Source organism: Paenibacillus sp. J22P51, assembly GCF_059692215.1.
Map to the genome: position 1 here is coordinate 16,336 of NZ_JCAUAZ010000025.1, position 13,183 is coordinate 29,518.

At 46.8% G+C, this 13,183-nt stretch carries 13 protein-coding genes; all 13 read right to left on the minus strand.

All coding sequences use genetic code 11. The annotated features are described in order from the left end of the window. Positions 1-70: 70 nt before the first annotated feature. The 13 genes from ftsH to yabN all read right to left on the minus strand — a co-directional run bounded on the left by ftsH (position 71) and on the right by yabN (position 13,028). Positions 71-2,032: an ATP-dependent zinc metalloprotease FtsH gene (gene ftsH, locus AC58QC_RS29015; protein WP_497418498.1), complete on the minus strand. Its 1,962-nt coding sequence runs from the start codon at positions 2,030-2,032 to the stop codon at positions 71-73. A gap of 97 nt (positions 2,033-2,129) precedes the next feature. Further along, positions 2,130-2,669, minus strand: a complete 540-nt coding sequence (gene hpt / locus AC58QC_RS29020) for a hypoxanthine phosphoribosyltransferase (RefSeq protein WP_497418499.1) — start codon at positions 2,667-2,669, stop codon at positions 2,130-2,132. 61 nt (positions 2,670-2,730) lie between these two features. Continuing rightward, the gene (gene tilS / locus AC58QC_RS29025; protein ID WP_497418500.1) at positions 2,731-4,158 is read right to left on the minus strand and encodes a tRNA lysidine(34) synthetase TilS; all 1,428 of its coding nucleotides are present in this window, start codon (positions 4,156-4,158) and stop codon (positions 2,731-2,733) included. 33 nt (positions 4,159-4,191) lie between these two features. Further along, positions 4,192-5,097: a protein kinase domain-containing protein gene (locus AC58QC_RS29030; RefSeq protein ID WP_497418501.1), complete on the minus strand. Its 906-nt coding sequence runs from the start codon at positions 5,095-5,097 to the stop codon at positions 4,192-4,194. Then, positions 5,081-5,803, minus strand: coding sequence for a vWA domain-containing protein (locus tag AC58QC_RS29035; RefSeq protein ID WP_497418532.1), 723 nt, complete (start codon positions 5,801-5,803; stop codon positions 5,081-5,083). Before AC58QC_RS29035 ends, AC58QC_RS29030 begins: the two co-directional genes overlap by 17 nt. 173 nt (positions 5,804-5,976) lie before the next feature. Continuing rightward, a complete protein-coding gene (spoIIE, locus tag AC58QC_RS29040) occupies positions 5,977-8,469 on the minus strand; it encodes a stage II sporulation protein E (RefSeq protein ID WP_497418502.1) in 2,493 nt (830 codons plus the stop codon). 330 nt (positions 8,470-8,799) lie between these two features. After that, the gene (locus AC58QC_RS29045; RefSeq protein WP_497348957.1) at positions 8,800-9,399 is read right to left on the minus strand and encodes a S1 domain-containing RNA-binding protein; all 600 of its coding nucleotides are present in this window, start codon (positions 9,397-9,399) and stop codon (positions 8,800-8,802) included. 108 nt (positions 9,400-9,507) lie between these two features. Next, positions 9,508-9,831, minus strand: a complete 324-nt coding sequence (locus tag AC58QC_RS29050; RefSeq protein ID WP_497418503.1) for an FtsB family cell division protein — start codon at positions 9,829-9,831, stop codon at positions 9,508-9,510. 15 nt (positions 9,832-9,846) lie between these two features. After that, positions 9,847-10,422, minus strand: a complete 576-nt coding sequence (yabQ, locus tag AC58QC_RS29055) for a spore cortex biosynthesis protein YabQ (RefSeq protein WP_497418504.1) — start codon at positions 10,420-10,422, stop codon at positions 9,847-9,849. Next, positions 10,419-10,706, minus strand: coding sequence for a sporulation protein YabP (gene yabP / locus AC58QC_RS29060; RefSeq protein ID WP_028557380.1), 288 nt, complete (start codon positions 10,704-10,706; stop codon positions 10,419-10,421). Before yabP ends, yabQ begins: the two co-directional genes overlap by 4 nt. Positions 10,707-10,846: 140 nt before the next feature. Next, on the minus strand, positions 10,847-11,110 hold the full coding sequence (locus AC58QC_RS29065) for an RNA-binding S4 domain-containing protein (RefSeq protein WP_057313307.1): 264 nt from the start codon (positions 11,108-11,110) through the stop codon (positions 10,847-10,849). Next, positions 11,110-11,382: an HU family DNA-binding protein gene (locus tag AC58QC_RS29070; RefSeq protein ID WP_028557378.1), complete on the minus strand. Its 273-nt coding sequence runs from the start codon at positions 11,380-11,382 to the stop codon at positions 11,110-11,112. The genes AC58QC_RS29065 and AC58QC_RS29070 overlap by 1 nt, the downstream gene beginning before the upstream one ends. A 137-nt stretch (positions 11,383-11,519) precedes the next feature. After that, entirely contained in the window at positions 11,520-13,028 is a 1,509-nt protein-coding gene (gene yabN, locus AC58QC_RS29075; protein WP_497418505.1) for a bifunctional methyltransferase/pyrophosphohydrolase YabN, read from the minus strand. Positions 13,029-13,183 lie beyond the last annotated feature (155 nt).

Below are 13,183 nucleotides of genomic sequence, written 5' to 3' on the forward strand. Positions count from 1 at the left end.
TACATTGAAAAAACTCGGAATTCCGCGCACACTTGATGTGTACAACGGATTTCCGAGTTCGTTTTGCAACTTACTCTTCTGTTTGATCCGGTTTGATCTCTTTAACTTCTTTCTCTTTGTCAAACTCCAGCTTATTGCTTTCGCTAGCTTGGCTTTGACCTTGAATATTGACTTTCACGTCTTCCTCGTCGGAGCTAGCATTCAGCTTGCCCTTTTCCAAAAGTTCGATGATTTCGTCTTTATCCAATGTTTCTTTCTCAAGCAATGTTTTGGCAACGAGGTGAATCTGATCCGCATGCTCCGTAAGAATCGCGCGTGCACGTTCATAGCACGTACGAATAAAGCTTTGCATCTCTTGATCGATCTCGTAAGCAATCGCATCACTATAATTTTGCTCATGTCCGATGTCGCGGCCCAAGAATACTTGACCTTGGGAGCTTCCGAACTGCATCGGTCCAAGCTTATCGCTCATCCCGTATTCCATAATCATGCGACGAACGATTCCCGTTGCTTTCTGGAAGTCACTGTATGCGCCTGTGCCGATTTCTCCGATGAATAATTCTTCGGAAACACGACCACCCAGGAGTCCAGTTACTTTATCCAGAAGCTCGTTCTTCGTTTGCATCATACGATCTTCGCCTTCTTTAGGCAGCATCATCACATAACCGCCGGCGCGTCCGCGAGGTACGATCGTAACCTTGTGAACCATGTCTGCATTCTCTGCATGATAACCGATAATCGCGTGTCCCGCTTCGTGGTACGCTACGATACGCTTCTCAGTTTCAGAGATGATACGACTTTTCTTCTGTGTACCCACGATAATACGGTCAAAAGCTTCTTCCACTTCAGCCATCGAAATATCTTTGCGATTACGACGAGCTGCAATCAAAGCGGCTTCATTTAATAAGTTCTCAAGATCCGCACCCGTAAAACCAGTTGTGTAACGTGAAAGTGAATCTAGCTTCACATCTTTGGCAAGCGGTTTGTTACGTGCGTGAACTTTCAATACAGCTTCACGGCCTTTGATATCCGGACGATCTACCGTGATTTGACGGTCGAAACGGCCTGGACGCAATAAGGCAGGGTCTAGAATATCAGGGCGGTTAGTTGCAGCTACGATGATAATACCTTCGTTCGCGCCAAATCCGTCCATTTCAACAAGCAATTGGTTGAGCGTTTGCTCACGCTCGTCATGTCCGCCGCCTAAACCAGCACCACGTTGACGACCAACCGCATCGATCTCATCGATAAAGATGATACAAGGCGAGTTCTTCTTCGCGTTCTCGAACAAGTCACGAACACGGGATGCGCCGACACCGACGAACATCTCAACGAAATCGGAACCAGAGATACTGAAGAAAGGAACACCAGCTTCACCAGCAACTGCCCGTGCAAGCAACGTTTTACCTGTTCCCGGAGGACCATTCAAAAGAACACCCTTAGGAATTCTAGCGCCAACTGCCGCGAATTTGCGAGGATCCTTAAGGAACTCAACAACCTCGATCAATTCTTGCTTCTCTTCATCTGCACCTGCCACATCTTCGAATGTGACACGCTTCTTCTCCTCGTTATATAGGCGCGCACGGCTCTTGCCGAAGTTCATAACTTTACCGCCGCCGCCTTGCGCTTGATTCAATAAGAAGAAGAACAAAATGAAGATAATGACAAATGGAATAATAGACGTAAGAAAGCTAATCCAAACGCTATCGCGTTCCATCGGCCCGTACTCTTCCGTTGGTACGCCGTTCGCTTCAATCATTTGTACAACTAACGGCTCGTAAGGAGCATGTGTTTCGAAGCTCTTCTTATCCGCGCCATTAGGCGGGTTAATATACTTACCCTTAATCGAATAGGTATACCCATCGAACTTTAATACTACGGACTCTACATTTTTGTTTACAACTGCTTGTCGGAATTTATCGTAAGTGATTAACTCCTTCTGTTCATTCTGAGTACTGATGAAATGAACAATCCCCACGGTAACCAAAAATATAAGCAAATAAAAGCCGGTATTCCGGATAATTCGATTCATAACGAGCCTCCTCTCAAACGGCACACAATTATTATTTTACCACACTCCGGTAAAGCGCTACAACATTACTGCTCTAGTGCGCCTTCGGAACGTGACACTAGCTCGAATAGATCTCTGGTTTCAATATGCCGATAAATGGAAGGTTACGATACTTCTCTGCATAATCCAGACCATATCCGACAACGAACTCATCAGGTAGCACATAACCCGCATAGTCAGGCTCAAGCTCTACCGTTCTTCGTGCCGGTTTATTAAACAGCGCAACAACCGCGATCGTCTTGGCATTGCGACGTTCTAGCACATCTATCAGATAACTTAGCGTTAAACCACTATCGATAATATCTTCCACGATAAGGATATGACGCCCTTCCACCGGTACATCAAGATCTTTGATAATCTTAACAACACCCGAGGATTTCGTAGATTGACCGTAGCTGGATACCGCCATAAAATCAATTTCCAAAGGTACTTTAATTTGCTTTACAAGGTCCGCCATGAAAATAAAAGCGCCCTTCAGTACACAAATAACCAATGGATTCTTGCCTTCGTAATCAGCGGAAAGCAATTCCCCTAATTCTTTAATCTTGCCTTGAATTTGTTCTTCACTGTAAAGTACTTCTTGAATGTCGCTGTACAAGGATGAACCCCCTAGATTATATTATGAATCCTTATAAATTTACATTCTATAAGAACGTAATTTACGTATGTTCCTGCAGCACTAGCTTCATATGAAGCACACGTTCTGTGTCTGGTCCGACCAAAGCGTGTTTGGACCTACGAAATCCAGCAATCCAGAGAATTCGTCCGGAAGCATCGACCAGTAGTGGGATGGCCTCACGCCTAGATGGCGGTATTTTGGCATCAATGAACATATCCTTTACTTTTTTGGATCCGTTTAAACCAAGTGGTTCCAATCGGTCACCCGATCTACGGCTTCTAATAAAGAGCGGCAACTCTACCTGGTCTAAATCCAAAAAAACGTCGTCTTCCGTATCTGAAGAAGAAGCAGCTTTCTCATACGAGCTTAAGGATGTCCATGAGTAGATCAACTTGGCGTCCATATCTGGCAGGTCAACTTCACTAGACGCTAACCCGATCTCATAAGCGTATGGCTTCGGATCTGGCGCGAAGGTCTGAAATTGAATAGATCCATATTCTCTCACAATATAAACCTGTTCATCCACCTGCAGGACTTGATTCGACATCTGATCTTTCACGATTAACTCACGCACACGCTCAATTCGCGTAAATACCAGCCGTTCCCTTTCCAAACAAAGACAGTTTAATATTAATTTAATCAAACGCCTTTGTAAAGCAACGTGAAGCTCGGCGAAATCACTCCGATCCAAGCGGCAGAAGTTCGACTGAAATGTCACGATTCGGCGAAAAACCTTCTCGGTTTCTGCGGCCAAATAATCATCCTCAGCTTGCATCACATCCGTCAATCGATTGAGTGACTCTGGAAGTTGTTCATTATACTGTTTCAGCATTGGCATAAGATCTAGCCGTATCCGATTGCGGAAATACTTCCGCAGCTCATTGCTGCTGTCCTTACAATAGGCAATTTCATGCTGAGCGCAATAATTCACAATATCTGATTTGTATATACGTAAAAAAGGACGAATCAGTTCCACTTTTTTTTCGCGTCTGCGTTCCGGCATGCCAACTAGCCCCGTTGGGCCTGTTCCACGTAGAATTCTCATCAGCATCGTTTCCGCTTGATCGTCGGCATGATGCGCCAATGCGATCCGATGAGCGCTGTATTTATCAGCGACCTGATGGAGAAATTCATACCTTTTCTCACGGGCCGCCGCTTGCCCATTTAAGGATGCTTCCTCTATATAGGCAGGAACATCGATGACACCAATTTCACATGGAAGCTCCAGCCCTGCCGCAAGCTCCGCAACAAAATCTGCCTCCGCATCAGATTCCGTCCCCCTGAATTGATGATTCACATGGGCAACAATAATCGTCCACCGATAGGTATCTGCAAGACGAAAAAGGACATGCAATAGCGCCACAGAATCAGGCCCCCCTGAAACCGCGACGATAATCACATCCCCTGCATCTGCGAGCTTTGCTTCCACAATTCGTCGTTCCACTCTAGCGACAAGATCCGTTTCCATCTCACATTCCTTTCTACCCTTCCATACCGAAACCTACCAATACATATAAATCGTTGCTCCAAAAATAAAGATAGAAGCAGCAAAGCATATTTTGAGCCACGGCATTTTCAGTGTCGACGGTGCGGCCTTCTTACCTGCAATCAGCTTCTTCCAATACATACTTGCCTCTTCCGAAGTATTGAACTCGCCGCGCAATGCTTTATTAAGAAAAGGAGCCAACTGAGCAGCAACTGGGTTTTCGCCCATAATTACCGTTAATTGATCTAACTCTCGGTTCTGAGGAAGTGTTTTGACAAAGCCAGCGAAGCGCTTGCGGTGATCTAGTGTTTTTAAAAGTAAAATGGCAAATGAAAATAGATCATAGCTTTCCTCCGCAATCCGCTCCCCCATATTCCAAAACCCACGATCGTAGACTTCTGTTAGTTGTTTAATCGCTCGTCCCTTGGACGTTACCCCTCCAAAATCAATGAGGTCCACATCGCCATAGTTAGACACGATCATGTTCTCAGCTTTCAAATCCCCAAATACATACCCGCTCTTATGGATTTCTGTCAGCTTCCGCAGCAAGTTGGTTCCCATTACATAAACCCAATCCTGACCACGTTTATGTATAAACTCCGAAAGGGACACGCCCTCAATATATCGCATGACATAAAAGGAAATACCCTTCCCTTGAACGATCATATCATCGGCATCAATCAAAAAGTTCTTAAATGAATTCTCTTTCAATGATATCGCAAGCAAGGAATTGATCTCTGACTGATGGTCTACTGTTTCATAGCCTGCTTTAAGCGCAAATCTAGCGTTTCCTCTTCGTACAAGAGCTACAATCCCATTGGAACCTGCACCTAATAAGCGTTCGACCACGTACAAATGGCCATTCCACTTCCCTTTAATTTCTGACCCTGGGCGAAAGGCCTCATCATACCACGTAGTCACTCAGCATCCCTTCCTCAGTCGTCTTTGGTGAGAAAGGCTTTTCTGTCACGAACTGCAACGTTTGCAGCAGCGCCGGACCGGTTGGCGTCGTACCCTTCATGTTTATTTTATAGAACATCTTGTCGACATTTGCAAGCTGATTCGTCCAGCCATGATCCATTTCTAGCTCCTGATCATTCGATTTGGTTGATGGAAAATGGAAAACAGCCAACTCACTCACGCCACTGCGGGCTCTTAGACTAAGCAAAAGATCATGAATAGCTTCGCGTACCGCGGCAAGCTTTGGCTTCATACTTGCACTTGCATCTATTAAAAGGGCAACACGTAGAGACGTGGTTTCACTCATATTATCAATCACTTGGACGACTTCAGCACGTTTCTCAGGCGGCAATTGCTCAATTTGAGAAATCCCCAATATACTTTGCAGTTCCTTGCCTACGGCATGCTGGATAGTCGCGTTAACGGTTTTTCGGGTCATCATTTGCACCGTTTGGGAAAGCTGCTCAGAATTAACGATCCGACTCATCCCGCCACCCGCCGCAGCAATCTCTCGAATCTCTTCAGAGCCTAGCACCCCTAGTTCTCCATGATCAATCACACCGATGACATTCACAGCTACACCTTCTGCATGTGCTTGCGCTGCCGCAATAACTGGACTTACGCCAACATTGGAGCAACCGTCTGTAATTAACAAAATTTGTTTCATCATGATCCTCTGCCTCCCTGGCCGATTAGATTAGCTCTCTAGTAGTTTCTTATCCTAGTTTTTCCATTTGTGAGAGTGTCTAATCATAGGCTGGTGCAGAATTGTTGCCCAGATACACCAACAAGCTTCAAAAGCCGCGCCAGCAAATGAGCCGGCACGGCTTCTATAAATCGTCAACTAACCGTCTTCGGACGCTCCATCCTCGTAATGCCCGGCCAACGGAATGTCGCCCACTCGGGCTGACGCTTCTCTATGCGCGCTACAACCACCGTCATATCGTCCTGAATCTCCCCATGATGATGGCGGAAAATACGCTCCAATAAGCAATCCGCAAAATCCTGCGGCAAAGTGGTATCAATCTCTTGGATCATCCGCTTCATCCACATCTCCTTATTCACAGCATGACCCGGGGCGTCATAGATGCCATCGGTCATCATCACCAGGATATCGCCAGATTGCAGCGGTATCGAAACCAGATCGACATCAATCTCACTAAGTATGCCGACAGGCAAATTATTTGCCGAGATCGCAATCACCTCCGTGCCGCGCTTGATAAAGCTTGGTGTAGAGCCAATTTTCATAAACGTCGTATTGGCGTTGTACATGTCAATCAAGGCCATATCCACCGTCGCGTACATCTCATCCGATGAGCGCAGCATCAACACCGAGTTCAGCGACTTGATCGCCAGCTTCTCGTCCATGCCCGACTGCAGCAGCTGCTGCAGGATGTTCAGAGCCGTCTCGCTCTCAGCGCGCGCGCGTTCGCCATTACCCATGCCGTCGCTCAGCGCAACGGCATACTTCCCATTGCCCAGCTCCACCGTGGAGTAGCTGTCGCCCGAGAAGAGGTCGCCCCCCTTGGCTGCGCCAGCGACCCCGGTTTCCACCTCGTATTCCTTGGCGGAGCCGAATACGACCGTGCTGTAGCCCTCGCCGCGCGTGTGCATCTCCTCACGCATCACGGCGACGTTCTCGCCGATGATCTCGCTCAGGAGCGGCGCGATTATTTTACGACATTCATCAAATCCCTTCGTATATTGATGGATGATCTCGATTTCAATATTTCCTTCGTCCAAAGAAATCACGTCAATGGTATGAATGGATAAGCCCAACTCCTCAAGGGCATTACGGATTTGCTCTTCTTGAAGGAAAAGCTCCTGTCCTTCCCGTTTAATCTCCTTCGCTAAGTCTTCCATGACCTGCGAAACACCTGACAATTGGTCGGCAACGAGATGCCGGCTATCCATGATCTGCTTTTTCCAATGCATATCATTCTTATACAAGCTATACTGCTGCTTCATCACATCTAGCACTTGTTCGGTACGGATGCACACCTTCTTCCACTCCGGCGGAATCTGTTTCTTCGTCATGCTCTCCTTCGACTCAATTTGGGTCATCATATCGGTCATATACGTGTAGGTTTGGTAGAATTTCTGATCCCAGCACTGAGATTTCTTATAACAAGACTCACACGCCTTCTGGGTGACTGCATTCATAAAGTGTCCGACATCCTCCTCCTTACGGCTCACCTCATCTTCTGTCGTCAACTGCTTAAAGCTGCGGGCCAACTGGCGAAACACCTCCGAGAACTGTTCTACGCGTCCCGCAGTCACATCTCGGACACGCTTCGCATAATCCTGCTGCGACTTCAGATTCTCTTGGGTGCCAGGTACATACTTAGCAAGCATGAGAATCACACTGCGCGGTGTAAGGAGGAAGAGAGCAACAGCTGCTAGTGATTCCCAAGCGGAATTGATGACATCCACACTAGAGCCCATATAGAAAGAGAGAATAGATGATCCCAGCAGCATCCCGAAGGCAACCATTAAGCGATTCCCCTCTTTAAGGAGACCTGCGAGCATACCAGAGAAAGCAAGTAGACTCATCTGATAGATCGCATTGCTGTTCGCCAGACTGAGAATAAGACCTGTCACAACACCGACAGATGCTCCGAACGGTGCTCCCCCTACCAAGGCGAACAATAGAATCAAATATCGAGACAGCACATGCTCTATAGTGACAGGACCTACGAGCCAGCCAACCGTACCTGTCATCACGGAAGCCAGCAAGATGATTAGGCAAATAATCTCCTCATGTTTCAGATGATAGTTTTTACGCGTCAGCGTAAAGACCGGAATCGCTTGAATGAAAATGAGCGTCAGTACCAAACTTAGCAACGCTTCAACCGTGAGCATCATCAGCGAGTACCACGTTAAGTTGGAAACCACTAGCTCTGCAAAGAGCTGCACCAGGAAGGTTGAGCTGAAAACGAGCAGCGGTGCTAACGAAACATCGGATCGTTCATATTTCTCAAGTGCCTTCTGGATCAGTATGAAGATCACGATTTCTGTCACCAAATATCCGGTGTTCCCATTCACCGCCAGTAAGCTTCCCGCAAAAGCGGCAATGCCCACCCAATGCAAGATATCCTTTCGTGTAAAATAGATGACTGCGATAAACGCCAACGCAAATGGTGATAACTGTTCTAGAATCATCGCTCGACCTAGCAAGAAGCCCATAACGATAAGTAGTAACGACCACTTCTTAGCAACAAAAGCTTGAACCCATCGATTCTCCACAGCTGCACTGTGAACGCCTACTTTTGCTTTCTGCCAAATTCCCGACCATCCGCTACCCATCACCGCGCCTAAGCTTCGTCTTTGCATATTCTCGAACACCATCCATTTCTTCCCTTATTTGTTTCTCTAGTATAGAGACAATCTAGCAGAAAGTTTGTCAGAATGAGTTGATAGATTAAAAGAAATTTCCGACATGTCCCGAACTCCTTGTCAACAGGTCCCAGCCCTTGCCTACTCTAGGTTTACCATATTGAAAACGTTTCCAAAAGTCTGATTACCTCGAACTTTCGCCCCGCGTATGGGGGAGATACCCGTAACTCCATGTCGATTGTTTTGTATGGTTTTGCGCGACTTGTCACGCAAGGCAAAGAAAAAACCACATCCGCCTCAGCGAATGTGGTCCATCATCTGCATCTATTAGTCTCTTCTTCCGCCTCGGCCACCGCGTTTGGACTCGGTGTTCTTCTTCAAGGACGAAATCCGCTCTTCACTATCTTTTAGGAAACGAGATACTTTATCTTCGAACGAAAACGGTCTAGCACCGCCTTGCTGCTTGTTAAAGCCGCCGCGACCACCACCGCCGCCACCACGATTGAAGCCACCGCCGCCACCTGGACGACCGCCACCACCACCTGTGCCACCGCTTGGAGGACCACTACGATCGCCGCCACCGCTTGGGCGACCACCTTGGTAACCGCCACTTGGACGATCTCCACTAGGGCGACCTTGATAGCTGCTGCCACCTGTACGTTCAGGACGAGCTGGTCTTTCCTCAACTGGCTTGTCAATCGTTTGCTTGATCGACAGTCCGATCTTGCCATCCTTGTCCACGTTAATTACTTTGACCGTTACCTTGTCTTCTAGCTTCAAGTGGTCATTAACGTCCTTCACATAATTGTCCGCGATCTCCGAAATGTGAACAAGACCGGTAACTCCTTCAGCAAGCTCGACGAATGCTCCAAAGTGAGTAATCCCCGTCACTCTTCCCTCTAACTTGGTGCCAACTTCAATTGCCATAAAGTAAAATGTTCCTCCCTTAAAATGTTGAAAACACTGGCTACGCCGATTATAACCGATGCAGAAACCACGGTCAACAAGGCATTCGCCACTTCTTCGTAACGTTTTTTATTGCGACTTCGAGACACTTAGTGTCGTCTCTCCCGTTTTACTGTAATGAAAGTCCCGACGAATGATCTGATCCAAATATTCGTCGTTATGCAGCCGTGCGATTTCCTTCGTCGTTTGGGCATTTACCTTCTGCGCCTCGACGAGTTGTTGCTCCATATTCGCTACGACACTTTTCTTCTCGTGCAGCTTGGCGAACTGCCCCCAGATGTTAACAGCAGCCCAGCTCAGAAAACATAAGACGATGATCAAAAGGATACGCAGTCTTCGCTTCGAGCCTTCCCGACTGATGCGCTTGGTTGAAACGGTTGCTTGAGCATGCATGAATAGGAATTCCTCCTACTTCGAGAATATCCTGCGATAAAGCGCTATGATACGGCCCTTCAGTTTCTTCAACCAGTCAGGGATTACCAAGTACTTGTGCACAGGCTTAGTCATCCAGAGGAATAATCTCCACACAGGATATAGCAATTGTAGCACAATTCTGTAAAGGAATATAGCTACGGCCAGCAAAAAGCCTAAAATTATCACCGTTAGACGATATAAGCCAATAATCGGTTTAATGATTAGAATTTCGACAGTCTTCGTAAGGAAGCGGTAAATCGCTACAATAATTCGAATGAGAACGAGTGTAAGGCGGATAACAAGCGGGCTAAGGAGAGCGAAATAGAAGCTAATACCGATCCCCATGCCGAGGAATATGAAAATCCGAACTTGTCCTTCGTTACTGTAAATGAGCATCTTGAACACCAGGATTGTCGCCACAATCCAATAGATACTATCCACAATCGGAATGGTCCATCGCGGCAATCGCAGCTTGCCCGAGAGTACATGGAATACATCGAACATAGCCCCTATGCAAATTCCACTCAGGAACATCATAAAAATCGTATGAAATTGAACGTGAAGCGTCACTTAAATAGCTTACCAAGAAACCCTTTGGATTTCTCCTGGGTATTCCCGTCCACATAGGCTAATTCATGAATAATACCTTCAATGGCGACTAATCCTTGCTCCAAGCTCAAGTTCTTGATGTGCAAATTCTGCCCCTTAATCATCAAGTAGCCCATTTCCGTTTCTAGGAGGAATTCTTCGCTATCAAAGCTTTCTACGTTCAAAACTCCCGATATTTCCAAGAGCTTGCGATTCAGCATCTTAATTTCTTGCCTTTTATTATTGTTTTTCACGGGTTCGATCATGGCCTGTACCCCTCCTTCACCTAATCTTACGATATGGGGGGATGTCCTTTTTTAGAACCAAGCCTCGCATCTTATGCAGACAAAAAAAGTAGCCAGAAATCCCCTCTGCAGGAATCCCAGGCTACTTCATCGTTGATGCGTTATTCGGATTGGAAGGCTTCTTCCTTCAGCAACGTGTACATCTGCGCGGCGTCTTCCTTACGGGTAGACTCCGTGAGAAGCTCCACGCGGATCGTTACTTTCTTTTGACCGAACTGAATAGACAGCTCATCTCCAACTTTCACATGCGTACTCGCTTTAGCGTCTCTACCGTTAATCCACACGCGCCCTTGATCGGACACATCCTTCGCAACCGTACGGCGTTTGATCAGACGAGATACTTTGAGAAATTTATCGATCCGCATTATTTTACAGCGTCTTTTAGCTTATTGCCCGCTTTGAAAGCAGGAACATTGGATTCTGCGATTTCGATTGGGTTACCCGTTTGCGGGTTGCGACCTGTACGGCCGGAACGTTTGCGAGTTTCAAATGTACCGAAACCGATCAATTGAACTTTATCTCCGGATGAAAGAGCGTCTGTCACTTCACCAAGGAATCCGTTAAGGACAACTTCTACGTCTTTCTTAGTAAGTCCGCTTTTTTCTGCAATGTTGTTGATCAAATCTGTTTTGTTCATGTGTTTTCTTTACCTCCCAAAATGTTTGAAGATCAGGTCTTCTATGTACCAACTGTGGTTACATTTCATGATTTTACCTTGCAACAAGTCTAGTATTCTGCTTTTTTCGGCAAAATCCTTCTAGCGTTGATCAAGTTTTATAACTTTTTTGCTTCCTGCCAGTATTTTTCCATCTCTGATAACCCAGTTTGTTCAAAAGATAACCCCTTTAAACGTAGCTGTTCCTCAATATATGAAAATCTTTGCATAAATTTTCGATTCGTTTGGGCTAGCGCTTCTTCTGGATCTACCTTGAGGAATCTAGCAACATTGACGATAGAAAAGAGGACATCCCCCAGCTCGTCACGACGCTCCTGAGCCCCGTCTTCCTCCCCTAACGCAATCGCTTCGCGCAGTTCAGCCAGCTCCTCTTCCACCTTGGCAAGCACATCATCTAGCTCTGTCCAGTCAAAACCGACCGTTGCCGCCTTCTTCTGCAGTTTCATCGCCTTCATCAAGCCTGGCAGCTCACGCGGAATACCGTCCAGCACAGATTGCTTCGTGACATCGATGCCTTTCTTCCGCTTCTCTTCTACCTTGATCGCATTCCAGTTAACCAACGCCTCATCGGCATCCTCTGCCTTTGACTCCCCAAACACATGTGGATGACGGCGAATCAACTTCTCGTTCAAGGTGGAAATCACATCGTACACCGTGAAAGTCCCGATTTCCTCTTCCATTTGCGCATGCAGCATCACTTGTAAAAGCAGATCGCCAAGCTCCTCGCACATATGATCCGGATCATCTTCATCAATGGTTTCGAGCACTTCGTAGGCTTCTTCAATCAGATTCTTGCGTAGACTCTCATGTGTCTGTTCACGATCCCATGGGCAGCCTTCTGGACTGCGCAGGGTTTGCACAATTTCATGCAGCTTGCCAAATGTCCGATAGTATGGCTCCTGCTGCTCACTGCGAGGCACCCAAACAAGTGACAGATTGCCATAGCCTTTGACATGATCCAGCTCGTGGAGAGGCACCTCTATGATCTGCTCCTGACCTGTAACCCCCAAGGAGTGACCAACAACAACCTTGTATTCGTCTGGATAGGCATCCATAAGGCTAATTTTCAGATCAGATGCCGTATACGTATCGTACACTTGACCAATCACGGTATGCAGCTGTGGATTCAACGCATAGCGGCTAAGGCTTGTCGCATCGAGCAATTGAAAGCCATCAATCGGGTCAAAGCCGAAGCGCAGGAATGCTTGGTCTAAGAAGCTCTCGCCACCTGTGATCTGGAGATTGATACCTTCCACAGGGCAATTTTGTTTCAAAAGCTGAACCGTGTATTCCGCCACCATAGGATGACCAGGGACAGCGTACAGTACTTCGACGGACTCTCTCTTCGCTGATTGTTTGAGTTCCTCTGCAATAGAGGCGTATACGCCTTCAAACGACTCATTCGACATGTAGTTCGCGTCAAACGTCTCGTAGGGGATATCGTTGGCATCCAGCAGTTGCACCATAGGGTGATCTTTCGTCCGTAGGAATAGTTTCGCTTGCGACTTTGCCGCTAGTTGGAGCTTTTTCCATACGCCTAAGGTTAATTGATCTTCGTCTCCGGTCCCGAGTCCAAGGACGGTAATTCGCGGGTTATTGGTTGACATAGGGTGACACCTCCTGATTACTGGTTATAGGAATTAATGCGGCGAAATACGCCAGTTATCTTCATCGAGTTGTACTTTGTACAACATGAAATCGTGATTCACATGCTTTTGGGCAGAGATGTTGTACTTTGTACAACATCTCTGCCCGAACTGAA

Coding starts and splice junctions, on each gene's coding strand:
- AC58QC_RS29045 (WP_497348957.1), bottom strand. CDS start 9,399: ATGGCAATTGAAGTTGGCACCAAGTTAGAGGGAAGAGTGACGGGGATT.
- AC58QC_RS29050 (WP_497418503.1), bottom strand. CDS start 9,831: ATGCATGCTCAAGCAACCGTTTCAACCAAGCGCATCAGTCGGGAAGGC.
- AC58QC_RS29035 (WP_497418532.1), bottom strand. CDS start 5,803: ATGAAACAAATTTTGTTAATTACAGACGGTTGCTCCAATGTTGGCGTA.
- yabP (WP_028557380.1), bottom strand. CDS start 10,706: ATGATCGAACCCGTGAAAAACAATAATAAAAGGCAAGAAATTAAGATG.
- AC58QC_RS29065 (WP_057313307.1), bottom strand. CDS start 11,110: ATGCGGATCGATAAATTTCTCAAAGTATCTCGTCTGATCAAACGCCGT.
- AC58QC_RS29070 (WP_028557378.1), bottom strand. CDS start 11,382: ATGAACAAAACAGATTTGATCAACAACATTGCAGAAAAAAGCGGACTT.
- ftsH (WP_497418498.1), bottom strand. CDS start 2,032: ATGAATCGAATTATCCGGAATACCGGCTTTTATTTGCTTATATTTTTG.
- tilS (WP_497418500.1), bottom strand. CDS start 4,158: ATGGAAACGGATCTTGTCGCTAGAGTGGAACGACGAATTGTGGAAGCA.
- yabN (WP_497418505.1), bottom strand. CDS start 13,028: ATGTCAACCAATAACCCGCGAATTACCGTCCTTGGACTCGGGACCGGA.
- spoIIE (WP_497418502.1), bottom strand. CDS start 8,469: ATGCAAAGACGAAGCTTAGGCGCGGTGATGGGTAGCGGATGGTCGGGA.